At 66.5% G+C, this 22,738-nt stretch carries 17 protein-coding genes and 2 pseudogenes; 12 read left to right on the top strand and 7 right to left on the bottom strand.

The window, feature by feature from the left end:
* Positions 1–29 precede the first annotated feature (29 nt).
* Positions 30–251 (top strand): hypothetical protein, encoded by a 222-nt coding sequence (locus tag OC550_RS15870; RefSeq protein ID WP_262106883.1) that lies wholly within the window; start codon positions 30–32, stop codon positions 249–251.
* Positions 252–1,692: 1,441 nt separating this feature from the next.
* Here OC550_RS15870 and aztD read toward each other — a convergent pair.
* The 3 genes and pseudogenes from aztD to OC550_RS15855 all read right to left on the bottom strand — a co-directional run bounded on the left by aztD (position 1,693) and on the right by OC550_RS15855 (position 4,310).
* A complete protein-coding gene (aztD, locus tag OC550_RS15865; RefSeq protein WP_262106882.1) occupies positions 1,693–2,982 on the bottom strand; it encodes a zinc metallochaperone AztD in 1,290 nt (429 codons plus the stop codon).
* Positions 2,983–2,987: 5 nt separating this feature from the next.
* Positions 2,988–3,108: pseudogene (gene ykgO, locus OC550_RS15860) on the bottom strand (type B 50S ribosomal protein L36).
* Positions 3,109–3,197: 89 nt separating this feature from the next.
* Positions 3,198–4,310, bottom strand: coding sequence for a GTP-binding protein (locus tag OC550_RS15855; protein WP_262106881.1), 1,113 nt, complete (start codon positions 4,308–4,310; stop codon positions 3,198–3,200).
* A gap of 109 nt (positions 4,311–4,419) precedes the next feature.
* On the opposite strand from OC550_RS15855, the gene OC550_RS15850 reads away from it, so the two are divergent.
* The 5 genes and pseudogenes from OC550_RS15850 to OC550_RS15830 all read left to right on the top strand — a co-directional run bounded on the left by OC550_RS15850 (position 4,420) and on the right by OC550_RS15830 (position 7,664).
* Positions 4,420–5,412 (top strand): metal ABC transporter substrate-binding protein, encoded by a 993-nt coding sequence (locus tag OC550_RS15850; protein WP_262106880.1) that lies wholly within the window; start codon positions 4,420–4,422, stop codon positions 5,410–5,412.
* Positions 5,409–6,287, top strand: a complete 879-nt coding sequence (locus OC550_RS15845) for a metal ABC transporter ATP-binding protein (RefSeq protein ID WP_262106879.1) — start codon at positions 5,409–5,411, stop codon at positions 6,285–6,287. The genes OC550_RS15850 and OC550_RS15845 overlap by 4 nt, the downstream gene beginning before the upstream one ends.
* Before the next feature lie 58 nt (positions 6,288–6,345).
* Positions 6,346–7,263, top strand: coding sequence for a metal ABC transporter permease (locus OC550_RS15840; protein ID WP_262106878.1), 918 nt, complete (start codon positions 6,346–6,348; stop codon positions 7,261–7,263).
* Between the two features lie 42 nt (positions 7,264–7,305).
* Positions 7,306–7,386 (top strand): annotated as a pseudogene (locus OC550_RS15835) (hypothetical protein); the annotation flags it as partial.
* Positions 7,387–7,451: 65 nt separating this feature from the next.
* On the top strand, positions 7,452–7,664 hold the full coding sequence (locus tag OC550_RS15830; RefSeq protein ID WP_262106877.1) for a Fur family transcriptional regulator: 213 nt from the start codon (positions 7,452–7,454) through the stop codon (positions 7,662–7,664).
* A gap of 253 nt (positions 7,665–7,917) precedes the next feature.
* Here the strand turns inward: OC550_RS15830 and OC550_RS15825 are convergent, their stop codons facing one another.
* A complete protein-coding gene (locus tag OC550_RS15825) occupies positions 7,918–9,483 on the bottom strand; it encodes an amino acid permease (protein WP_262106876.1) in 1,566 nt (521 codons plus the stop codon).
* On the bottom strand, positions 9,480–9,728 hold the full coding sequence (locus OC550_RS15820) for a hypothetical protein (protein WP_262106875.1): 249 nt from the start codon (positions 9,726–9,728) through the stop codon (positions 9,480–9,482). Before OC550_RS15820 ends, OC550_RS15825 begins: the two co-directional genes overlap by 4 nt.
* 690 nt (positions 9,729–10,418) lie before the next feature.
* Here OC550_RS15820 and OC550_RS15815 point away from each other — a divergent pair.
* From OC550_RS15815 to OC550_RS22390, 4 genes are all read left to right on the top strand, one after another.
* Positions 10,419–11,822 carry a DUF6421 family protein gene (locus OC550_RS15815; protein WP_262106874.1) on the top strand — a complete coding sequence of 468 codons (1,404 nt, stop codon included), beginning with the start codon at positions 10,419–10,421 and terminating at the stop codon, positions 11,820–11,822.
* Complete coding sequence (locus OC550_RS15810) at positions 11,819–12,577, top strand: SDR family oxidoreductase (RefSeq protein ID WP_262106873.1); 759 nt, start codon at positions 11,819–11,821, stop codon at positions 12,575–12,577. Before OC550_RS15815 ends, OC550_RS15810 begins: the two co-directional genes overlap by 4 nt.
* Positions 12,574–13,668 (top strand): low specificity L-threonine aldolase, encoded by a 1,095-nt coding sequence (locus OC550_RS15805; RefSeq protein ID WP_262106872.1) that lies wholly within the window; start codon positions 12,574–12,576, stop codon positions 13,666–13,668. The genes OC550_RS15810 and OC550_RS15805 overlap by 4 nt, the downstream gene beginning before the upstream one ends.
* A 105-nt stretch (positions 13,669–13,773) precedes the next feature.
* Entirely contained in the window at positions 13,774–14,172 is a 399-nt protein-coding gene (locus tag OC550_RS22390; protein ID WP_368736942.1) for a GNAT family N-acetyltransferase, read from the top strand.
* Between the two features lie 185 nt (positions 14,173–14,357).
* On the opposite strand, the gene OC550_RS15800 is transcribed toward OC550_RS22390, so the two are convergent.
* Complete coding sequence (locus tag OC550_RS15800; protein ID WP_262106870.1) at positions 14,358–15,506, bottom strand: LPXTG cell wall anchor domain-containing protein; 1,149 nt, start codon at positions 15,504–15,506, stop codon at positions 14,358–14,360.
* A gap of 253 nt (positions 15,507–15,759) precedes the next feature.
* Positions 15,760–18,414: a PEP/pyruvate-binding domain-containing protein gene (locus OC550_RS15795; RefSeq protein WP_262106869.1), complete on the bottom strand. Its 2,655-nt coding sequence runs from the start codon at positions 18,412–18,414 to the stop codon at positions 15,760–15,762.
* A gap of 416 nt (positions 18,415–18,830) precedes the next feature.
* Here OC550_RS15795 and OC550_RS15790 point away from each other — a divergent pair, with 416 nt between their 5' ends.
* Both OC550_RS15790 and OC550_RS15785 read left to right on the top strand, forming a co-directional pair.
* Positions 18,831–20,561 carry an ABC transporter ATP-binding protein gene (locus tag OC550_RS15790; RefSeq protein ID WP_262106868.1) on the top strand — a complete coding sequence of 577 codons (1,731 nt, stop codon included), beginning with the start codon at positions 18,831–18,833 and terminating at the stop codon, positions 20,559–20,561.
* Between the two features lie 191 nt (positions 20,562–20,752).
* Positions 20,753–22,648 carry an ABC transporter ATP-binding protein gene (locus tag OC550_RS15785; RefSeq protein WP_262107183.1) on the top strand — a complete coding sequence of 632 codons (1,896 nt, stop codon included), beginning with the start codon at positions 20,753–20,755 and terminating at the stop codon, positions 22,646–22,648.
* The last annotated feature ends 90 nt before the right edge of the window (positions 22,649–22,738 follow it).

Genomic DNA, 22,738 nt, shown 5'->3' with positions numbered 1-22,738 from the left:
AATTCCTGCAGTGAGGTAGGAGAATCATCATGGGTCAGAGACCGATTGAAGAATGGTGGCACGAACTGGATCCGGGCACGCGGCAGTGGTTTCGGGAGCACCCCGGCGTCCAGTTGCTTCCCCGGACCGTGACCAATGTCGTCCATCAGCTCTCCGGCAGCGGTGACCGGGATCAGCATGGAGAGCTCGAGCTCTCCGTGCAGGACCGTGACTTCATCAAGGCGCGGGCCATGGAACAGGACCGTGCGTAGCCGTTACCGCGGCCGGCATTAAAGGCTCGCCAACCCCTGCCCGGCCGCCGTAGTCTCGTCCTCCCGGGTAAGGGAAGCAGATAATGCGTATCGGGCTGATCGCGCCGCCGTGGCTTCCGGTCCCGCCTGGCGAATACGGCGGAAGCGAACAGGTCGTGGACAGCCAGGTTGCACGAGGACTTGTCCTCAAACCGGCATCTCAGCACCGCTGTGCTCTAAGTGGCCGGGTTGACTGGCGAGGGGCACACTCAACGGCTCCTGGCAAGAGGCAAGAGTATAGACCGGCACGTGGATGAGCCCGCTGGAGTCCCTAGGAAAAACGGGACGGAGGCGCTGTCATCGGAGGGAGGCACCACTGGAACTAAACTCTCAGGTGCTTCTAAGGGGGTGGCGCTAATGTGCCAAGTCCCTGCCTGTGAGTGGCGGGATGAGGCGGGCCGGCCGCATCTTCGCAGGAAGCGACCGGCCCGTTTGCCTGACTGCATCTGAGCCGCCACGACTAGCACCTGCGCCGATACCGGTTGGGCGGTGGAACGGGCAAGCAGATGAGTGCAGGGCTGATCTGCATGGTGCTCGTGTATGCGCTGCCTTGGGCCGTCTTGGCGTCGGAACCCCGTCCGGCCACTGACAGCACCTCCCTACCGGCGGCTATGGGCCCCGTCAAACGGGGGGGTGCCGCCAGGTGGTCGACGCCTTTTAGACTCAAGGCGTTTGGAGGCTGAAGGAAGACCTAGGTGTTTTCGAGATCGTATTTCTCGCGATGACAATTTCCCTGCAAACCTCGCCGCACTGCCCGTGGAAGACCTGGTCCGCCTCTCCCCTGCGCTGCAGGAGCAGATTTTCAGAGAATGCAACGGCCGTGCGGCTTGGGCGCGGCAGGAAACGCTGATGAGGCAGGCGCTCGTCGACCTTCAACTCGCCTTCCGACGCGACGAACACCTCCAAGCGTGCGAACAACCGGATGATGACGGCGGGAAACTGCTAGCTAATCCAGGGTTGAGGATCCTACTGGCAGTTGTACTGGCATGCAGCAGAGGAACGGTCGGGGGATGACTAGGCTGGGTTCATGCAGCTGGGGGTCGTGCTCATCGTGGCCGGAATTTTGATGGGTCTGCCGACCGCGCTGTACAGGCAGTCGCGGCCGCGAAAGGCAGGTGAACCTTTGGGGCCATGCGGGCAGCGCTACTAAGCCTGAGCCTCGCCGGGATGCTGTTGGTCCTGACCGGAGCTTCATTCATCTGGGTAAGTCCCTGACTTATGCCATGAACATCAGCGTTGGGTGCGCCGGCAAGGGTGGCGACATATGCGCCGTTAGCGGCGGCACCTGGATGGGTGCCGCACGTGGGACGCAGTCTGTTTCCGTCAAAGTTTCACTGCTTCGCCTGTAGTGGCTGGACTGAAGCCTCAGCCCAGCCACTAAGGGTCCGTGATGTGAGGGTAGTCAGCCGGAGATGCCGGTGATTTCGTTGGGGACATGCGGCAGCTCTGCGGTGGCGGTGACTTCGCCGGTTTCCAGGTCGACGGCGTGTAGCTTTTGTCCGGCGGGGTCGGTGACATAGGCGGTGTGGTCCTGCACGAACAGGGTGGGACGCGGCTGCTGCCATTCGGGCGGCTCGCTCCATTCTTCCACCACGGGGATGCGCTGGGTGATGGTGCCTGATTCCGGGTCGATTATGTGCAGGGCGCCGTCGGTGCCGAGGACGAGCGCTTCGCCGTGGGGGCCGCGGCCGAGTGAGCGGAAGGAGTAGCTGGTTCCGAGATCCACCAACTGCAGCTGCGCAGTGGCGGTGTCGATCAGGGAGATGCGCTCGGGCCGCTCCAGCTCCGCGTCCTGGTCGACTTTGTAGTCGCCCAGGACCACGGTGGAGTGCTCGGTGCCGGCCTGGTTGCCCATCCGTCCGTAACTGTCCGGGCTGTCCACCTTGGTAATCTTGCCGTCGCGGTAGATCAGGATCCCGTCCTCACAGCCGACGACGACTGCCCCGTCAGCGGCAGCTTCACCATGTGTGCCGGGACAGTCTTCGTTCCGGGCAACCTCCTTCCCGGCGGCGTCCAGCACGGCGATCCCGTTGCGAGAGTCTGCGGTGCCCAGGGTGACGAGCAATCCGCCGTCCTCGAGCGGCACGGCGACGCCATGGTGTGCGTGTTCCAGCAGATGTTCCTTGACTTCAGGCTTTCCTTCGGTCAGGTCTGCCGGGTCAAAGACTTCGATGCGGCCGGTCCCATCGCTGAAGAGCGCGGTCATGCCGGCGTGGTTGACGGCGTGCCCGGGTTCCGGGGCGGTGAATGTTGTGGAGGTCAGACCCGGCTGCGCCGTGTAGTGGTGCGAGTGGTCGCCGTGCCTGCTGGACCAGGCGCCGGCGTCGTACACCTGAAAGGCATCGCCGGTGGAGACCAGGACGTGGCGCCCGTCGCCGGCGGGGTTGAGCCGGTTGAACCCGGCCAGGGGCTCTTCGGCAATTACTTCCAGGTTCTTGGCGTCAGTGGTCATGAGGCCGCCGTCGTAGGTCATCACCAGGCGCGGCGTAGCGGCGGAAGCCTCCTGCGGCGCCGGTGAGGCGGAAGGGGTTGTTTCAGCAGTGCCGGGGCCGGCCGGTGCGGCCTGTCCGCAGGAGGTGAGGAGCAGCGCGGCGGCGAGCGAGGCTGCGGCGGCTGGCCGGGCCCGGCGCCGGATCCGGGTTTCGCCGAGGGGTCGGGTTGGCGGCCTCAGGGGCGGGAGGGTCTTGTTCACGCGGATCAGCCCTGCCGAGCCTTCAGCCGCGGGTTCTTCTTATTGATGACGAAGACGCGCCGCGGCGCCGGACCACTTGGGCGCCGGGCTGTTTCTTGAGGGCCTTCAGGAATTTCGGACTTTCATTTGTTCCTTTTCGGTGCGCCTGCGGGTGCAGGGGATCGGGCGGCGCCGGGCACGTGCCGGCGCAGGGGTGCAAGCGGTTCAGGGGACCTTTAGGGGAGTGCGGGCAGGCCGAAGGGGTCCGGCAGCGGCGCCGGCACTCGGGACATTTCGGCCTCGGTCAGTTCGCAGCGGCGCAGCAGTCGTGCGCCGTGCTCTGCGTCCACTTCGTCGCCGGTGATGGCGAGGACCGTACCGCGGTCGCCGTGTTCTTCGTGCCAGTCCAACGCTGCGTCGATGCCCAGGCCCGCGGATGGCGCGCCGGCCGGCATCGCGTCGGCCAGCCAGGGCCCAGTGTCCTCCAGCCAGATGCGCGGGCCTGCGCCGCATAAGGCAATCCGGGAGGCGGGCGAGGAGGCGAGCCAGATGCGTCCACGCAGCCAGCAGTTGCCCTCGGCGAGCTCGGCGAGGGCCAGCCGGAACCGCCCGGGGTGCAGCGGGCGGGCCGCTCGCAGCACAGTGCTGCGGAAGGGCGCGTTGGAGCTTGCCGCCGGGATCCGCACCGAGCACGGGCGCGAGCGGGCGAGAGCTTCACTGTGGTCGAAGCGCCCGGGCATCCCGGGTTTTCCGGGAACGACGACTGCGGCGTGCGGGGCAATTTCGGCCGCCAGCCGGATGCCGCGGGAGTGCGCCGCGGAACCCGCCGCTGCGAAAGCCGGGCCGGAGCAGTGCAGCGTGTCGCAATAGGCGAGCTCGCCGACCAGGAACTCTCCCGGCCTTCGGTGGTCCTCGGGGGTCGGCGAGTAGCCGGATTCGAAGAGCGTGTGCGCGTCCCACAACTGGTCCTCCAGATTGGCCGGCGAGCAGGCCAGCATCACGGACGCGATGTGCGGGACCGGGCCGGGGCCCCGCTCGAACGCCTCGACCACCGTTCCGGCGGGGACGGATGCAGGCAGACCAAGCACCACATCCGCGGTGCCATCGTCCAGCAGCCGCCGCACGGTCGGCACCACATCGTGCCGGACCGTGCAGCTGAGGCAGCCGTGCTCAAACGGCGTCTGCGCCCGTTCCACCAGCCGCTCACCGCGGAAGATGGTCCGCAGAACCGTGCCGTTCTCCAGCAGATCGTGCAGCACGGTGACCGCGTCCGGGTAGCGGTCGCGGAGCGATTCGCAGGCGTCCTGGCGGCAGAACGGATCGAGGGAGGTGACGAGGATGACAGACATGAACGGCAGGCTACATGAGAACCATTCTCATTAGCAAAAAACCCGCCCCCGGCACCTTCGCAGGGTTTCATAATTGACAATGATTCTCAGTAGTTTGAGAATCGTTCTCATGAAATCCCGCACCTTGCTGAGCCTCCCCATGTCCGCGGCAGCACTGCTCGCCCTCACTTCCTGTGCCGGGGCCGGCCAGTCTGCCGGCAACGCCGCCATCGCCGGCAGCGGCGGGGAACAACCCGCTGTGCTGTCGTCCTTCTACCCGCTGCAGTACGTGGCGGAGAAGGTCGGCGGGGATCTGGTCCGGGTCAGCTCGCTTACTCCGCCCGGCGCGGAACCACACGACCTTGAGCTTTCGCCCAACGCCGTTGCGGAGCTGGGGGCGGCCGACCTGGTGGTGTACCTGTCCGGGTTCCAGCCGGCCGTCGACGAGGCCGTGGAGCGGACTTCGCCCGAGCGCCTTCTGGATGTCGCCGCCTTTGCAGAGAGCGGCGAGGGGAACGAGGAGGGCGGGGACGAGCATGCCGGCCACGATCATGCGGCGGAGGAGAGCGCGCCGGCCGGGGATGAGCCTGCCGGCCATGACCATGCGGCGGCGGATCCGCACTTCTGGCTGGATCCGGAGCGGCTGGCCGAAGTGGCGCACGAGGTCGCCCACGAGCTCGGCGCGGCCGACCCCGCCAACGCCGAGGCCTATGAAGCCAACGCCGTCGCGTTGACGAAAGAGCTGACGGCGCTGGACGAAGAATTCAAGACCGGCCTGGAGTCCTGCCGGCGGAACACGATCGTGGTCTCGCACGAGGCCTATGGCTTCCTGGCGGACAAGTACGGCCTGGAGCAGGTAGGCATCGCCGGGCTGGAGCCGGAGACGGAACCGTCGCCGGCCCGCATGGCGGAGATAGGCGAGGTCATCAAGGCCGAGGGCGTCACCACGGTGTTTTCGGAGTCCGCCTTGAACCCGGCAGCGGCGGAGACGCTGGCGCGTGAGCTGGGGATCGAGACGGCAGTGCTGGATCCGGCAGAGGCACAGGCCGACGGGAATAAGGACTACCGGCAGGTCATGCGCGACAACCTTGCCGCGCTGCAAAAGGCGTTGGACTGCAAATGACGGCAGAAGTACGGCGGACCCGACCGGCAGAACCCATCGCTGGGGGCGCGACCGGCCAGGACCCAAGGACACCGGAGGATGCGGCGAAGCCGGCCATGAACCAGGCGAGGGGGGACGCGCGGGAAACACCGGCGGTCGCGGTCCGCGGGCTCCGGGTGGAACTGGGCGGCGCGGCTGTGCTGGACGGCATTAATCTGAGCATCCGCCGCGGGGAGACCGTGGCCGTGCTGGGCAGCAACGGTTCGGGCAAGTCCACGCTGGTGAAGTCTCTGCTGGGCCTGGTGCCGCCGGCATCGGGCCGGGTGGAAGTCTTCGGAGCCGCCGGAAGGCTGCCGTGGCGCCGGATCGGGTACGTTCCGCAACGCATGGGGGCCAGCTCAGGCGTGCCCGCGACGGCGGCGGAGGTCGTCGCGGCCGGGCTGCTGGACTACCGCCGCCTGCGCCCGGGCCGCTGGGCCCGGCGTCGTTCCCTGGAGGCACTGGAGCAGGTGGGGCTGCGCGACCGGGCGGCAGAGAGCGTCCAGGTCTTCTCCGGCGGGCAGCAGCAGCGCGTGCTGATCGCCCGCGCGCTGGTCCGTGAGCCGGACCTGCTGATCCTCGATGAGCCGCTGGCAGGGATGGACCGCGAGTCGCGCGAGGCCCTGGCCCGGACGCTCGCGGCGCTGCAGGCCAGGGGAACGACGGTGTTGCTGGTGCTGCACGACCTGGGCGAGCTGGCCGCGCTGATCCGCCGCGCCGTGGTCCTGACGGAGGGACGAATCGCTTACGACGGCCCGCCGCGCGCGGACGGCCCGAGCGAGGCGGGGCAGGACCGGCATCCGCACGAGGCGCCGCAGGGGGCCGGGCATACACCCGGCCTGCATAAGGAGTGGTAGCGGCGGCTGCCGGGAGAATCCCGCCGGCCGCCGCAGGGAACGGCAGAGGGGAACAATAATGGAGTTCTGGCAAACGCTGCAGGCGATGCTGGCCAGCCCGCTGCAGCAGCGCGCCCTGATCATCGCGGTGCTGGTGGGCGTGGCCGCGCCGGTGATGGGAACCTACCTGGTCCAGCGGCGGCTGGCCCTGCTCGGCGACGGCATCGGCCACGTGGCGCTCACCGGTGTGGCGATGGGCTGGCTCGCCGGCAGCGCCGCCGGGCTGGCACCCTACGACATGCTGGCCGTGCCAGGGGCGGTGATTGCCGCCGTCGCTGGCGCCATCCTGATCGAGGTGGTCCGCGAGCGTGGCCGGACCAGTGCGGACGTGGCGCTGGCGCTGCTGTTCTATGGCGGCATCGCCGGCGGCGTGCTGCTGATCGGGATCGCCGGCGGGACCTCGGCCAACCTCACCGGCTACCTCTTCGGCTCCATCTCCACCGTAAGCGGCCTGGACGTCTGGCTGACGGCCGGGCTCGCGGCGGTGATCCTGGGCGTGGGCCTCGGGCTTCGGCCGGCGCTCTTCGCGCTCTGCCATGACGAGGAGTTCGCCCGCGCGTCCGGGCTGCCGGTTCGGGCGCTGAACCTGCTGGTCGCCGTGCTCGCCGCGCTGACGGTCTCGGTGTCGATGCGCGTGGTCGGGGTGCTGCTGGTCTCCGCCATCATGATCGTGCCGGTCGCGGTCGCCCAGTTGCTCACGCGCTCGTTCCGCACCACCATGGCCCTCGCGATGGGCGTCGGTGCCGCCGTGTGCGTGACGGGGCTGGCCATCACTTATTACCGCCCGCTCTCGCCCGGGGCCACGATCGTGGTGCTCGCCATCGGGGTCTACGCCCTGGCCGCGGCGACAGCCCCGCTGCTGGCCCGCCGGCGGCGCGCCCCCGCGGCCGCCGCGCCTGCGCCGGCCCAGCGTGAGCCCGCCGCCCAAGACGCGTAGGAAGGCCCGGCATGCAGCGCAACACCCCAGCGCTCAGCCCTCATCGACCTGCTCCAGGAGGCCACAGGATTCCTCACCGCCCGGCAACTGCACGAGCGGCTTCGCCGGCGCGGTGAACAGATCTCGCTCGCTACCGTCTACCGCGCTCTGCAGGCCCTGACCGAAGACGGCCACCTGGATGTCACACCATGGGCACGGCCGGCGAACACCGCTACTGCCGCTGCGCTGGCGATGGGCCCCACCACCACCTTGTCTGCCGGCACTGCGGCCACACCATCGAAATCAAGGGCGCCCTCCTCGAGCACTGGGCCTCCCTGGTCGCCCGCCAGCACGGGTTCACCGCAGTCGCCCACCGCCTGGAACTTGAAGGCGAGTGTGCAACCTGTCCAAAGCAAGGATGAGACGGGCGCCCCTCGATTGCCGGACATGATCCGAAAGCAAGTCTTTCCAGTACGGACAGGCAAGGCCGTGGGAAGTTCCAGAGATTCAGCGGCTTCCCAGCCGAATGGCTCTTCTATGCCATCCCCCGCTTCATTACCCAGTGACGCCTGCAAAGTCCGGCTGAATCAGTCGTTTAACCTGTGCAGGAAAACAGGGAGCCGGGTGAAGCTCCCACCCGGCTCACTGTTTCCGGGCCGGCCCGGGACAGCAGGTTTACTGGGGGCGGGGGTTCCGGGCTTCGTCCTCGAGGTCCTTTGGTGCCGCGAGATTCATCTCGAGCAGCGGGACCACCTTGGACTTGGTGACGAAGCGGTGGGCCAGCCATAGGACAATGAAAGCCGGCAAACCGATGTAGGAAGAAAGCACCTCCATGCTCCGCCCGGCAAGCACCGCCTCGTAGTTCTGCCCCGCAATCACCAGGACCAGCAGGGCGAAGGCCAGCAGTGGGCCAATGGGGAACAGGGACGCCTTGTACGGCAGGTCGCTGACCTTGTTCCCCTGAGCCAGGAAGCCGCGCCTGAAACGGTAGTGGGAGACCGCGATCCCGGCCCAGACGATGAAGCCGCACAAGCCTGACATGTTCAGCAGCCAGGAGTAGGCCGCGCCCTGACCGACGATCGCGGAGAGGAACCCGAAGAGTCCCACGGCCGCGGTCGCCAGCAACGCCGGGATCGGCACGCCACGCGCATTGGTCCGGCCGAAGATTTTCGGGGCCATCCCGTCATGGGCCATGGCGTATAACATCCGGGTGGAGGCATACAGTCCTGAGTTTCCCGCAGACAAAATGGCGGTCAGGATCACCGCGTTCATCAAAGCCGCTGCGAAGGCAATTCCGGCGCGCGAGAAGACCAGGGTAAACGGCGACGCCGCGATGTCGGCCTCGCCGGAGGCCAACAGGCTTGGATCATTGAACGGAATCAAGCAGCCGATGATAAAAATGGCGCCGATGTAGAAGAGCATGATGCGCCAAAAGACAGTGCGGATTGCCTTCGGCACTTCACGACGCGGGTTTTTGGCTTCGCCTGCGGCCACACCGACGAGCTCGGTGCCCTGGAAGGAGAACCCGGCAATCATGAAGACCGAGATGATTGAGACCCAACCCCCATGGAACGCTTCATCGCGGTTTTCCCAGTTGCTCAGTCCCGGGGAGCTATCCCCGAGGATGCCGAAAATCATCAGCACGCCCGCGATCAGGAAGAGCACCACTGCGCTGACCTTGATGAGGGAGAGCCAGAACTCCGACTCGCCAAAGGACTTCGCCGAGAGCGCATTGAGCCCCGCCAAGACGAGCAGGAAGACGCCGGCCCAGACCCAGCCGGGGACCCCCGGGAACCAGAAGTCCATGATGATTCCCGCCGCGACCAGCTCGGCGGCCACTGTGATGGCCCAGTTGAACCAGTAGTTCCAACCGATCGCGAACCCAAAGGACGGGGAGACAAATCGGGTGGCAAATGACTGGAAGGAACCGGCGACCGGAATTTTTGCCGACATCTCGCCTAATGACTGCATCAACAGGAATACCATCAGCCCGACCAGAGCGTAGGCCACCAACGCACCCCCGGGACCAGCCTGGGAAATGGTGCCGCCTGAGGCCACGAACAACCCGGTACCGATCGCACCGCCTATCGCGATCATCTGCAGGTGGCGGCTGTTCAGCCCGCGCTTAAGGTCATTGGCGGTTTCGTGGGACGCACGACCCGCCTGTGTCGTAGGGGATGACGCGTGTTGTGCCGGCGCATCGGGTTTGATATCTGTGGAAGTTCCGCTCGTTGGTGTCATGCAACACCGCCAAGGTTCATCAAGGCGATCCGGCTCGGGTTCCCCGTGCCGCCGGTGGCTCGACTGGTGCAGGTTTCCGCGATTGTCGTGCCGAGCAGGAAGGCCAAAGCGGTCCCGCTGAGTCCTGCCTGCGCGGTGGTGGACTCCGATCTGAAGAACAGTCCTGGAACGAAACGCAGACCGGTTTCCATCGTGTCGGGAGCAATAGCCCGGTCACTTGTTTGCATGTGGGAACCCAGTCCCATGGGGCCTCCGAAAGGTAGCTGCGGTGGATTGGAGACTTCCGGCGCTCCGGGGCCAGGAAGGATGGTGATCAAGCTAACACACGAGAAGAAGGCGCTCTTTGGCGAAGCGAATGTTGCACGACAGACGAGCCTAGTCCTTACGTATAGGCCTGGACTACCCGCGCTAAGCGTAAGAGTTCCTGATTTCTTCTTCGCTGATGAGTAAGCTGCCCTGAAGATCTGCTAAGGCTGCGGTGGCCACGGGCGAACCATGTGTCCGAAGACCGGGAGCAGGGGAACCGCTGCATCACCACGATCGATTTAGATGCCGCAGTGTGATGATCCGAGGCTCTGCTGCCACTGGCCTTTGACTCACACTCGCGCTATTACTCCGAGTGGCACGACAGCGTTGACCGGTTGCGGCTCTGCCTGCGGGCTCCACCGTTGTTCGAGGTGCCCGAGGATGAATTTCCCGCTTGGGATGCCGGCGATGATCAGCCGATGCGGCGCCTTCTGCGTTCAGGGCTGCCAGGGGATCCATGGACGCCGATTCCGCATGGCTTGTGATGACGGTCCCTAAGGGCGGCGTGGGCATCGGGGGGAGGAAGCTCTTCTTAGCAAAAGACTTCCTTATGTATTGCCTGTTAATCAGTCACGCATGCTTAGTCATTGCTACCTTCGTCGAGAACTCCCCCAACGGAAGGAACGAGCATGTCCGTAATCGCAAACCCGGAAGCGGCAACCACCCTGGCAGATGACCTCCAAGCGCTCCCGGGATGGCAGGCTCTGAAGACGGCTGTCATTGGACTGCAGCAGGTTCAGGCGCAGGACGGTTCCGTTCCGGAACCCGCAGACCACGAGCAGGCCCGGCGGAATGTCAGCATCATTACTGACTCAATCGACGACCTGCGCCCCCATCTGTCTCACGACACGGAATACCTTGAACTGCTCGTGCAGGACTTCCAGCGGTGGGCATCCGGGGGCTTCGTCGTGCCTGATTTCCTCAACTCGTTGGTAGCCTTCCACCCCGAGCAGTGGCGCATCGATGGACTGCCGCACCTGGTCGTGTTCCCCATGTACACGCAGAACGGCAGCACCAACCGCTACTTTGAAGCCGTCCTCATTGAAGTCATTTGGCCTTCTTTCGTTGCTGAACTGGAGGCAGGAAACTACTCCAACAAGCTGTTCGTCCCCATCAGCTTCGTCGACTTCACACCCGGCTATGATACGAACTCCGCAGTACTCTTCCCGGAGAGCGTGGCGGTCCGGAGTACTCCATCGTTCACTTGGGGAGGCATTTTTGCGGACCGTGAAGCTGCCCGGTTTCGTCGCGTCCTGAAGGCTGCTGCCGAGATAACCTCCCTGGACCTGCCCGCTGATGCGGCGGAATTGATCGAGGACCAGCACCTCACGGAGAAGACCTTCGTCATGTGGGATCTGATTCATGACCGGACCCACATGCGCGGTGACCTGCCCTTTGACCCGTTCATGATCAAGCAGCGGATGCCTTACTTCCTCTACTCCCTCGAGGAGCTGCGCTGTGACCTGACCGCCTTCCGCGAATCAGTCCTCATCGAGCGGGACGAATCGGCGTCCGAGGACGCCCGCAAGCACGCCAAGCTGGTCCAGTACGCCGTGATTTTCGATCGCATTTTCCGCTTCGCGATTACCGGCAATCGGGTCCGTAACTACGACGCTGTGGGCGGCCAATTATTGTTTGCCTGGATGCACCAGCACCGGGTCCTGCACTGGACCGATGGAAAGTTGAGCATTGACTGGAAGGACGTCGCCGGCGTCGTCGTCGAGCTTGGTCTCCGCGTCGAGGAACTCTACTGGCGTTCGATCGACCGGCCGAAGACCGCACACTGGCTGGCTGCCTATCAGCTCGTTTCAGAAACCCTCACCCCCAACCCGGCCTCCGTGTGGGCCAAGGGGCCGAAGGCCCTTCCGCTCGATGGCCCTCCCAAGGGCCTGACGGACCAGGTCCTTGATGACGAATTTCCCCTGTCGATGTTCTACGAAGCACTGGAGAAGAAGATGCGCTCGGTCATTGAATCTACCGCCGGCATCACTGGTAAGAGCCCTGTGAAGACTGAGGGCAAGGTGGGCGCATGAGCCAGGACCTGTCGGGGCGTACGGTCGTCGTCGCCGGTTCGACAAGCGCTGCCGGCGTTGCCGTAGTAGATACCCTTTCGCGAGCAGGGGCACGCGTTGCCGCCGTGGACATTCTTGCGGACCGAGTGCGGGAGCTCTCGGCCGCATACGACAACGTTACGGGTTACGTCTGCAATCTCGCTGACCTGCAAGCCGTTGACGACTTGGCCGAGTCTGTCCGGCACGATCTGGGTCCCGTGGACGGCCTGATCCATCTCGTAGGAGGGTGGCGCGGCGGTACCGGCATAAAAGGCCAGACGGATGAAGACTGGGACTTCCTGCACACCAGCGTTCTCACCACCCTGAGGAACACCAGCCGCGCATTTTACGATGACGTGGCTGCCTCCCCGGTGGGACGTTTAGCCATCGTTTCCGCACAGTCCGCTTCCTCGCCCACAGCGGACGGCGCCGCCTATGCTGCCGTCAAATCCGCCGCCGAGTGTTGGACCTTGGCCATGGCGGACGGATTCCGGCTACGGCACAGAGGAAGCGAAAGACCTCTCTCCGCTCAGCACTCAGCCGCCTTGGTCTTCGTCGTCAAGGCCCTGGTAGATGACCGGATGCGCGCAGCCCGCCCGGAACGCAAATTTCCGGGATTCACCGATGTCAGTGTCCTTGCCGACGCAGTACACCGGATCTTCGACCTGGAGGCAGAACAGATCAACGGGCAGCGCTTGCCCCTCACGACCGGCCACCTTGCAGGTGTACCGGCATGAGCGTCAGCGTTGAATCCAAAGCAGGCGGCCCGCTGCTACTGGCGGGGCGCCTGCACGACCCGAACTACCGGGGATTCGCCTCGGATAACTACGCCGGGGCTCACCCCGAAATCATCGCAGCAGTTCAGGCAGCCAACGAGGGCCATGTCACTGCGTACGGCGAAGACGTCTACACGCGGGCGCTTCAACAGGTCGTCCAGTCCCATTTCGGGAAAGCCACTACCGCATTTCCCGTCTTCAACGGAACCGCGGCCAATGTCCTTGCCTTACAAGCCCTGCTCCCGCGCTGGGGCGCTGTCATCTGCGCGGCAACAGCACATATTAATACCGATGAAAACGGCGCCCCGGAACGGATTGGCGGAATGAAGCTCCTGCCGATCACAACACCGGACGGCAAACTCACTCCGGAATTGATCGACGCCGAAGCTTGGGGATGGGGAGACGAGCATCGCGCGCAACCGCTCGTCGTATCGATCACCCAGACCACCGAACTCGGCACTTGCTATACGCCGGAAGAAATTCAACGGATTGCTGAGCACGTCCATGCGAGGGGGATGAAACTGCACTTGGACGGGGCGAGGCTGGCCAACGCTGCAGCACATCTCGGGCTTCCCCTGCGGGCATTCACCACCGAAGTCGGTGTCGATGTCCTGTCTTTTGGCGGCACCAAGAACGGACTGCTGTTCGGCGAAGCCGTTGTCTGGCTCAACTCAGAGTCCGATCCGGGCCTGCACTACCTGCGCAAGATGAACATGCAGCTTGCCTCGAAGATGCGTTATGTCTCCGCGCAACTGATAGCCCTGCTAACGGATGGATTGTGGTTGCGGTCCGCCGGTCACGCCAACGAGATGGCGCAACGTCTCAGCGCAGGCGTCTCGGCCATCGACGGTGTCGCCTTGACACAAGCCACAGAGTCCAATGGTGTCTTTGCCGTTCTTCCACCCGGGGCAGCCGCGCAAGTCCGGGAATCCTTCCGCTTTTACGACTGGGACCAGGTGCGCGGCGAAGTCCGGTGGATGTGTTCCTGGGACACCACCGAAACCGATGTGCAATCTCTGGTGGCAGCCGTAGAAGCTGCCGTAGTCGCCTAGCTTCACACAGCTAGCGTCGAGTCAGGGAGACGTGCCCGCCAACTAGCGGCGGGTACTTTCCGATCGGGCGGGGTTTCCAGTGGCCCCGCCCGTGTCCTCGCCGGGTTGTCAGAAGTCCACGGGATCCCGGATGATCGGGCAGGTCAGCATCCTGACGGAGGCAGGGACTCGAGTATTCGGTCTGGCGCACGTCCATCGGGTGCCGTTTCTTACCGAGGGCGTTATAAGGCCAGACTCACTGCCTTGGTGGTGGATGAAGCCGAGCGTTCCCGCGGTGTCGGTGCGTTGCTCTTGGAAGCGACGGAGCAAGTGGCGCTGGATATGGGAGCCCCCGTGTTGGAGCTTTCGACATCAAACCAACGTCAGCAAGCCCACCGATTCTACGAACGCCACGGCTATACCCAGCCTTCGCGGCATTATCGCGAGTCAGTGGCACCGCGGGTGTCCACCTCACCACTTGATCGTCCTGCAAATGATCCAGCGGCAGAGCCAGCTGGCGCGTAATCCCGTCCGGAACTTGCTGCGGCCTTTGTTACTGGCTCTCGGCTTGTTTGCTCCACAGGAGTTGAACCCTGGTCCTATTCAGGATCAGAACGGGCCTGCCTCGATAACAACGAGTGGAATTCCTCGCTACATATGCGCCGTTATCGGCGATAGGCCCGATCCTCCATCGCAGGGCTATTCCGGCGTCAATGGGTGCTCAGGCGGCGCCATCCGATGAGGGTGGCGCCGAGGAGCAAGAGTCCTGCTCCGCCGGAGGTGAGCCACAGGGTGTCGGCAGTGCCGGTCTGGGCCAGCTCGTTGGCCGGGGCGGCTGAGGGTGCAACGTCCGTCTGGGGCGCCTCCGGAGCGGGGCCTGCGGCCGGAGCTACGTCGAGGCTGGCGGGCGAGATCTCTGGGGCGGGTTCGCGGCCTGGAGCCTGCGCGGGGGCGGGCTCGGCGTCAATGGGCCAGTCCTCAAAGTCGACGGGCCATTCACCCACCCCCTGGAACAGTTCATACATCCACTGGATCAGTTCTTCGCCGGCAGCCGGGTCGGAGACAGTCATTTCGCGGATCAGGGCGGCCAGGCCATCCAGGTCGTCGGCCATGAGGTAGCCCAACATGAGATCAACGAGGTATGTCATGCCGTCGGATTCGAGCACCAGTTCGAAGTTCTCCTCCATCCAGCGGTTGATCGTCTCTTCGTCGCTGGCGGCGATGTCATCGGGAATATTGAAATCGGCATGGGTCAGAGTTCGTCCGCCCACCACGATGGACTCGACGCGCGTGGGATCTGCGGCCGGGGGAGCAGCAGGCGTGGGCCCGGGCTGTGCAGGCGGCTCCTCTGCAGGGGCAGCCGGTCCGGCACCGGGACCGGCGGGCTCGGTCTCGGGTGCGGGTTCGATTCCGGCGCCGGACGACGGATCGGTTTCAGGAAAGGCCGGGGCAGGCGTCGCCGGTTCCCCTTCGGAGCCGCTGTCCGCAGGGCTTGTCGCCTCGCCAGATCCGCCGGCGACCCCGCCAGCTGTTTCATTCAGTGCTCCGCCGTTGCTGTCGAAAGGGGGGTCCTCCGCCAGCAGGGGGATCACGGCGTCCGCCAGGGCCTCTTCGGTCCCGGCGGGAACGGATACCGGAGCCGGCAGGGTGTCAGCCGGTGCGGACGCGGCGAAAGAAGCCGATTCCGAGGCAGCGGCCCCGACAGCATTCGTGTCGGGGCTGGCCGCGGGCGCGGATTCAGCGGTCTCGGCCGGCTGTTGGGCGGCATCCTGGGCGGCGGCCTGGGCCGGTGCGGCACCGAGGGCGAGAGCGGCGGCAACGGTGCCGGTGAGCAGCGCAAAGCGCAGTCGTGATGTCACGTGGAATTCCTGTCCCCAACTTGGCTGTGCAGGCAGGGCAGCCACCGCGCCAATCCGGCAAGTTCCGTGCCCTGCTTCCGGCTTCATCCGGACTTACGCAGAAATATAAGTGATTCGGAGCATATTGGCTAGTCAGAACGTTTTTCCACGAATGCCTCCCGGGCCGCTGGCGGCTGGGACTTCGGGGCCGGATTGGGCAGGCGGGTTCGTTCGGTTCCCGAAGGCGGAGCCTGCGCCAGGGGCAGGCAGGGTTCTACTTGCCGGAGTGTTTGACGACGGCGACGGTGCCGGCGTCGCCGTCCACGTGGACGAGGTCTCCGGCGGCGAGCTGCTGCGTAGCGACGCCGGTCGCGAGCACGGCGGGGATGCCGTACTCGCGGGCGACGATGGAGCTGTGGCTGAGCGGACCTCCGACGTCGGTCACCACGGCGGAGGCCATCGCGAATAGCGAGGTCCAGGCCGGCGTGGTCATCCGCGCGACGAGGACGTCCCCCTCGCGCATCCGGCCGAAGTCCTCCGGGCCGCCCAGCACGTTGGCGGCGGCCGTCACCTGGCCGGGGCTGGCGCCGATGCCACGGATGGTGTCCCCCTGCTGGTCCTGGGCGCCGGCGGGCATCATCGAGCCGAACAACCTGTTCATCCAGGGCCGCTGAGGCAGCATCTGGGGCGCGGTGGCCCGGCGCTGGCCGCGCCAGAGCATCCTGCGCTGTTCGGCGGCCCCCGCCCGGACCGGTGCCGCGGCCCCAGTGATGGCGGGTCCGCTGCCGCCGGCCGCGTCCGCGAGGCCGAAGTCCACCGCCGCGCGGAGCTCGCCGTGGCGGAGCCAGAAAATGTCTTCCGGCTCGGCGATCACGCCGGAGGCGGCCAGGCGCCGGCCGAGTTCGCGCAGCATCCGCCGCAGCAGCGGCCAGGCCAGTCCGACATCGGCCAGCGCGTCCTCACGCACCGGCGCGGCCGCCTGGGCCCAGCGCAGCAGCCGGAGGAAGCCGCGGCGGCGCGCCAACCCGAGCCGGGCCAACACCGCGGCGGTCAGCTCGTCCCGCCGGGCGGCCGAGAGCTGCTGCCGCCGGTGCGGGTCCTGGCCCCGGCCGCCCAGGTAGAACCGGATGGTTTCCAGGTGCGGGGCCGGGGCGTCTGCCGGCACCGCGACGGCGAAGTCGAGGTTGTAGACGGCGTGGCCGAAGCGGTCCAGGTGCCCGATGAAACGCTCACGCCAGGAATCCCACAGGTCCGCGGGAACGCCTGCCGGCTCGGTCCCGTCCCGCAGAGCCTGTGCCAGCGCAGCCACCGGAACCGCCAGGAGTGCTTCGGCCAGCCCGGGCTGCTGCCGCGACCAGGCGGCCAGGTCGTAGAGCGACTTCTCGGCCCGGATGGGCGCGCTGTCGAAGCCCAGCAGGAACGCGGACGCGGGCGGATCCCCGGCCCGGCGGACCAGCTTGTCGTAGAAGGCGGTGAAGAGCATCTCGCTGGACGCGGCGGCCGGAATGACGGATTGCACCGCCGTGTAGTATTCGGTGCCGGCGTCCAGCAGCGTCCCGACGCCGTCCAGCAGCTCCGTGCCGTCCAGTTCCTCCGGCCGCTTCCCGGCCCACTCCCGTACCGTCGCCGCGTAGCGCGGGTGGCCGTACTCGCGCCAGCCCTTCAGGCCCATGTTGGCCCCGCCGCGTGCCAGTTTCAGCATCGCCGGCAACGTCCTGGCCGTCATCCGCAGCATCACCGAGTTCCGGTAGTAGTAATAGGCGTAGCCGTTCACCGTCGGAAACCGGACATCGCCGTCGTTCAGCAGTTTGCGCCCCATCACGCGGTACATCAGGGCTCCCAGCGAGCGGGTCACCGAACCGTCCACCATGTCTGCGAACAGCGGTGTGAGCGGATCCGGCATTTGCTCCACGATGCTGGCCCGGAAGTACATGCCGCCCGGGTAGGGGACGTTCCAGTCCGTCGGCGGTGCGGCGCTCGGCTCCGGCAGAGCGGTGATCGGCCGCGCCTGCAGGATCCACACCTCGCCGCCGGCCAGCGACCATTCGATGTCCTGGGGCGTGCCGAACAGTGCGGCGATGCGCGTCCCCAAATCCGCCAGCCGGGCCGCCGCCGCGTCGTCGAGCACAGGCTTGCCGCGGAGCGCCACCGGCAGCTCCTCGTCCCGCACGCCGCTGCCGGCGGGCACGGTCCTCGCCCGTTGCCCGCCGGCCTGCCGCGACAGCACGCGCCGCGATCCGGCGTCGACAATCAACTCATCGGTGCCCACCGTGCCGCCGACTACCGCCTCGCCCAGTCCCCAGGCCGCGCTGATGGCCAGCTGGTCGCGGCGCCCGTCCGCCGGGTTGGCGGTGAACATCACGCCGCTCGCATCGGCGTCGACCATGTCCTGCACCACCACTGCCAGGCGCACATCGGACGGCGCGATTCGCTCGCGGGCGCGGTAGGCCATCGCCCGCGGCGTCCACAGCGAGCTCCAGCAGTTAACGACGGCGGCGGCCACCTCCTGCTGCCCGCGCACGTTAAGGTAGGTCTCCTGCTGCCCGGCGAAGCTGGCGCCCGGAAGGTCTTCGGCGGTAGCGGAGGACCGGACCGCCACCGCCGCGTCGGCGGCCAGCCGGCTGAGCGCTTCGGCCAGCTCCGCGGCGATGTCGGCGGGAACGGTGCCGCCGGTGAACAGGGCGCGGATGCGGGCGGAGGCCTCCTCGTAGGCCTGTGGCGCCGACTCGGCCGGGAGGTCGGCCGCGGCCAGGATTTGCGGACCAATGCCGTTGGCGGCGACGAACGCATCGTAGGCCGCCGTCTCCAGCACGAATCCAGGCGGCACGGGGAAGCCGGCCCGCACGAGTTCGCCTAGGTTGGCGCCCTTTCCGCCGGCCGAAGCGAGATCTGTCCGGCCGACGTCCGCCAGGTCCCTGATGAATGCCATGTTCCGCCCCCGCCTCAAATAGCCCGCCGGCCGCGCCCCGAAGTGCTGCTCCTCGGCGTTGCCCCGTCCCGGGAGCGGTCATGCTGCCCTCAGGGTACTCCGCGCAAGGACGGCGCGGGGAGGACCGGAGGCCACCACCTCATCACCCGACTGCATGGCCCGAATCCGTGGCGTGCCTGCTCGGGGCGTCCCCGCCGCTCCCGGGTCGAGTCCGGACTCTTCGGGGCGGCATGATCAGGGCAGTAGCTGTCCGGAATACGCCTTTGGATGGATAGACGCGGCACCGGCCGGGGCATAACCTGAATTGCGGTCTCTTCGAACGGCGCCCGATTCTTGCGCCGGAATGCCTCACCGAAGGCGCCGCCACTCCACCTTAATGTCTTCCGGGCCTTCCGGAACGTCCGAGAAAGCGGCTCATGCTGATCAAACTGGTCCGCCATTACGCGCGGCCTTATCTTCCGTATGTCCTGGCCGTGGTGGTGCTGCAGCTGGCATCCACCATCGCGGCCCTCTACCTGCCCAGCCTGAACGCCCAGATCATAGACGAGGGCGTCTCCCGGGGCGACACCGACTACATCTGGAACACCGGCGCGGTCATGCTGGGGGTCAGCTTCGTCCAGGTGGCCACCGCCATCGCGGGTGTCTACTTCGGGTCGAAGGCGGCCATGGCGGTCGGCCGGGACCTGCGCAGGGGCGTCTTCCACAAGGTCGCCGGGTTCTCCGCGCGCGAGGTCAACGAGTTCGGCGCGCCGAGCCTGATCACCCGCGGCACCAATGACGTGCAGCAGGTGCAGATGCTGGTGTTGATGGGGCTGAACTTCATGGTGTCGGCGCCGATCATGTGCGTGGGCGGCATCATCATGGCCGTCCGCGAGGACCTGCAGCTGTCCTGGCTGGTCTGGGTCTCGGTGCCGGCGCTTTTCGTCGTCGTTGGTTTCCTGGTCTGGAAGCTGATGCCGCTGTTCCGCACCATGCAGACCAAGATCGACGGCATCAACGGGGTACTGCGGGAACAGATCACCGGCATCCGGGTGGTCCGGGCCTTCGTGCGCGAACCCTACGAGGCCTCGCGCTTCGACAAGTCCAACCGCGAACTGACGGACGTGTCCCTGGCGGTCGGATCGCTGTTCGTGCTGATGTTCCCGGCGATCGGCATGATCCTGCACCTGGCGACGGCCGCCGTGCTGTGGTTCGGCGGCCTTCGGGTTGATGCCGGGCAGATGCAGGTGGGCGCGCTGACGGCATTCCTGCAGTACCTGCTGCAGATCCTGGTGGCGGTCATGATGGGCACCTTTATGGCGATGATGATCCCGCGCGCCGCCGTGTGCGCGGAGCGGATCGGCGAGGTGCTCAAGGCGGTGCCCTCGATCCACGAACCCGAGCGGCCGACCGTACCCGCGGAGGCGGCCGGCGCGGTCGAATTCCGCAACGTCTCCTTCGCCTACCCCGGGGCCGAGGCTCCCGTGCTGAGCAACGTGAGCTTCACCGCGCGGCCGGGCCAGACGACGGCGATCGTGGGCAGCACCGGTGCCGGCAAGAGCACGCTGGTCTCCATGCTGCCGCGGCTGTTCGACGCCGGCAGCGGCGAGGTATTGCTCGACGGCGTTCCCGTCACCGAGCTCGCGCGCGAGGAGATCACCCGGCGCGTGGCGATTGTGCCGCAGCGGCCCTACCTGTTCTCCGGAACCATCGCGCACAACCTGCGCTTCGGCGACCCGGATGCCGCGGACGAGGAACTCCGGGACGCGCTGGCCGTGGCCCAGGCGGACTTCGTGCTGGAGCAGGAGCACGGGCTGGAGTCCCGGGTGTCCCAGGGCGGCACCAACGTGTCCGGCGGGCAGCGGCAGCGGCTCTGCATCGCCCGCGCGCTGGTGGCCAAGCCCAAGGTCTACCTGTTCGACGACTCGTTCTCCGCGCTGGACGTGGCCACCGATGCGCGGCTCCGTGCGGCGCTGAAGACCCGGACCAAGGACGCCACCGTCATCATCGTGGCCCAGCGGGTGGCCACAATCCGCGATGCGGACCAGATCCTGGTGATGGAGCACGGGCAGATCGTGGACCGCGGCACCCATGAGGAGCTGCTCGAGACCTCGCCGACGTACCAGGAAATCGTTGAATCGCAGATCGCAGCCGAGGAGGTGGCCTGAGCGTGGACAAGGACAACCGGGCAACGCTGGGGGACACCGACACCGCGCCAGCCGCCGATCCCGCAACCGCTCCGGCCATTGAGCCGGTCGTCGCCCCCACCCCGGGGGCCGCCGCGGAGGCGCAGGCCGAGGCCGTGTCGGGGACCTTCGACGAGGAGGAATACCAGCCCACCGAAGCGGACGGCGACTGGATGACCGGCACGCCGGCGAAGAAGGCCCAGCATTTCTGGCCCTCGGCGAAGCGGCTCTTCGGCCTGCTGAAACCGGAGAAGGCAGGGATCTTCGCCGTGCTCGCGATGGTGCTGGTCGCCGTCGTTCTCAACGTCATTGCACCGAAGGTGCTGGGCAACGCCATGGACGTCATCTTCAACGGCGTGGTCAGCAAGAACCTGCCCGCCGGCGTGAGCCAGGACCAGGTGATCGCCGGCCTGCGCGCGCAGGGGCAGGACCAGTTCGCGGACATGCTCTCCGGGATGACCCTCATTCCGGGCGCGGGGATCGATTTCACCCTGCTGGGCCGGCTGATCCTGATCGTGCTCGGCATGTACCTGGTCTCCTCGCTGTTCATGTGGCTGCAGGGCTACGTGCTGAACCGGATCGTGATGCGCGTGGTGTTCAACCTGCGCCGCGATGTGGAGGCCAAGCTGAACCGGCTGCCGCTGAACTACTTCGATACCCGGCAGCGCGGCGACCTGCTCTCCCGGGTGACGAACGACGTCGACAATGTCCAGCAGGCGCTGCAGCAGGCCTTCGCGCAGCTGATCATGTCCGCCCTGAGCCTGATTGGCATCACGGTGATGATGTTCATCGTGTCCTGGCAGCTGGCGCTGATCGCGCTGATCGCGCTGCCGCTCTCCGCAGTGGGGGCGGGCCTGATCGGGGTGCGCAGCCAGAAGCTCTTCGCCGCCCAGTGGAAGAATACGGGCGCGCTGAACGGCCATATCGAGGAGTCCTTCAGCGGGCACGACCTGGTCCGCGTGTTCGGCCGCGAGCAGGAGTCGCTGGCCGAGTTCGAGAAGAAGAACGAGGAGCTCTACAAGGCGTCCTTCGGGGCGCAGTTCGTCTCCGGCATGATCATGCCGATCATGCAGTTCATCTCCTACCTGTCCTACGTCGGCATCGCCGTGGTGGGCGGCCTGCGGGTGGCCTCGGGCTCGATGACGCTGGGCGATGCCACGGCGTTCATCCAGTACTCGCGCGAATTCAACCAGCCGCTGAGCCAGATGGCGGGCATGGCCAACATGCTGCAGTCCGGTGTCGCCTCCGCCGAGCGCGTCTTCGAGCTGCTGGACGCGGAGGAGCAGGAGCCGGATACGGCCATCGACACGCTGCCGGCGAAGACCGACGGGCACGTGGAGTTCGAGCGCGTCAGCTTCAGCTACACGCCCGAGAAGCCGCTGATCGAGGACCTCTCCTTTGCCGCACGGCCGGGGGAGACCGTGGCCATCGTCGGGCCCACGGGCGCCGGCAAGACCACGCTGGTGAACCTGGTGATGCGCTTCTACGAGCTGGACTCCGGCCGGATCACGCTGGACGGCGTGGACATCACGCACCTGAGCCGTGCCGAGCTGCGCTCCAAGGTGGCCATGGTGCTGCAGGATGCCTGGCTCTTCGGCGGGTCCATCTTCGACAACATCCGCTACGGCAACCTGGACGCCACCGAGGAGCAGGTGCTGGCGGCGGCCAAGGCGACCTACGTGGACCGGTTCGTTCGGGCGCTGCCGGACGGCTACGACACGGTGATCGATGAGGAGGGCAACAACGTCTCGGCGGGCGAGAAGCAGCTGATCACGATCGCCCGGGCCTTCCTCGCGAATCCATCGCTGCTGATCCTGGATGAGGCGACCAGCTCGGTGGACACGCGCACCGAGGTGCTGGTCCAGCACGCCATGGCCGCGCTGCGCACCGACCGGACCTCGTTCGTGATCGCGCACCGGCTCTCCACCATCCGGGATGCGGACGTCATCCTGGTGATGGAGGACGGGCAGATCGTGGAGCAGGGCAACCACGCCGAGCTGCTCGAAGCCCACGGCGCGTACTACCGGCTCTACATGTCGCAGTTCGCCGCGGCGGCGGACCCGGCCTGACCCTCCGCGAGCGAAGAAATCTGCGGCCGAAACCTTGACCGCCGGCTTCCTGCGGGAGGAAGCTGGCGGTCAGGTTTGACCGTCCGGACG

Origin of the sequence: Arthrobacter sp. Marseille-P9274 (assembly GCF_946892675.1) — a bacterium.
GTDB lineage: Bacteria > Actinomycetota > Actinomycetes > Actinomycetales > Micrococcaceae > Crystallibacter.
Note: the sequence above shows the minus strand (reverse complement) of the source record. Positions and strands in the feature narration are given on the sequence as shown.

Coding starts and splice junctions, on each gene's coding strand:
- OC550_RS15870 (WP_262106883.1), top strand. CDS start 30: ATGGGTCAGAGACCGATTGAAGAATGGTGGCACGAACTGGATCCGGGC.
- OC550_RS15855 (WP_262106881.1), bottom strand. CDS start 4,310: ATGTCTGTCATCCTCGTCACCTCCCTCGATCCGTTCTGCCGCCAGGAC.
- OC550_RS15850 (WP_262106880.1), top strand. CDS start 4,420: ATGAAATCCCGCACCTTGCTGAGCCTCCCCATGTCCGCGGCAGCACTG.
- OC550_RS15845 (WP_262106879.1), top strand. CDS start 5,409: ATGACGGCAGAAGTACGGCGGACCCGACCGGCAGAACCCATCGCTGGG.
- OC550_RS15840 (WP_262106878.1), top strand. CDS start 6,346: ATGGAGTTCTGGCAAACGCTGCAGGCGATGCTGGCCAGCCCGCTGCAG.
- OC550_RS15830 (WP_262106877.1), top strand. CDS start 7,452: ATGGGCACGGCCGGCGAACACCGCTACTGCCGCTGCGCTGGCGATGGG.
- OC550_RS15825 (WP_262106876.1), bottom strand. CDS start 9,483: ATGACACCAACGAGCGGAACTTCCACAGATATCAAACCCGATGCGCCG.
- OC550_RS15820 (WP_262106875.1), bottom strand. CDS start 9,728: ATGGGACTGGGTTCCCACATGCAAACAAGTGACCGGGCTATTGCTCCC.
- OC550_RS15815 (WP_262106874.1), top strand. CDS start 10,419: ATGTCCGTAATCGCAAACCCGGAAGCGGCAACCACCCTGGCAGATGAC.
- OC550_RS15810 (WP_262106873.1), top strand. CDS start 11,819: ATGAGCCAGGACCTGTCGGGGCGTACGGTCGTCGTCGCCGGTTCGACA.
- OC550_RS15805 (WP_262106872.1), top strand. CDS start 12,574: ATGAGCGTCAGCGTTGAATCCAAAGCAGGCGGCCCGCTGCTACTGGCG.
- OC550_RS15795 (WP_262106869.1), bottom strand. CDS start 18,414: ATGGCATTCATCAGGGACCTGGCGGACGTCGGCCGGACAGATCTCGCT.
- OC550_RS15790 (WP_262106868.1), top strand. CDS start 18,831: ATGCTGATCAAACTGGTCCGCCATTACGCGCGGCCTTATCTTCCGTAT.
- OC550_RS15785 (WP_262107183.1), top strand. CDS start 20,753: ATGACCGGCACGCCGGCGAAGAAGGCCCAGCATTTCTGGCCCTCGGCG.